The 549-nt window shown below is 75.6% G+C and carries 1 protein-coding gene; it reads left to right on the plus strand.

What is annotated here, in order from left to right:
* Nucleotides 1-549: SDR family NAD(P)-dependent oxidoreductase (locus P2L57_RS39890; RefSeq protein ID WP_275823508.1), on the plus strand; the 549-nt coding region annotated here is incomplete at both ends.

Raw genomic sequence — 549 nt, forward strand, 5'->3', positions numbered from 1 at the left:
GGCTGACGGCACCGCTGTGGGTGCTCACCCGCGGCGCGGTGTCCGCCCGGCCGGGCGAGCAGGTCAGTGGGGTATGGCAGGGCGGGCTCTGGGGACTGGGCCGGGTCGCGGCCCTGGAACTGCCCGCAATGTGGGGCGGCCTGATAGACCTGCCCGAGCAGCTCGACCCCGCCGCGACCGCGCGCTTGGCAGGCGTGCTGTCGACGGCCCACGGCGAGGACCAGCTCGCGGTGCGCGCATCGAGTGTCGTGGCCCGTCGCCTGGTGCACGCTCCGGGCCGCGGCTCCGGCAAGCCTTGGCGTACGGGCGGCACCGCGCTGGTCACCGGGGGTACCGGCGGCCTCGGGGCGTACGTTGCCCGGTGGCTGGTGGACCGGGGCGCCGAGCACGTGGTGCTGCTGTCCCGCCGTGGCCCGAATGCACCGGGTGCGGCCGATCTGCGAGCCGAGCTGGAGCAGACCGGAGCGCGGGTGAGCGTGCTCGCCTGCGACGTGGCCGACCGGGCGGCGATGACCGAGGTCTTCGCTGGCATACCGGCCGACCTGCCGT

The organism is Streptantibioticus ferralitis (assembly GCF_029223525.1).
Classification (GTDB): Bacteria; Actinomycetota; Actinomycetes; order Streptomycetales; family Streptomycetaceae; genus Streptantibioticus_A; species Streptantibioticus_A ferralitis.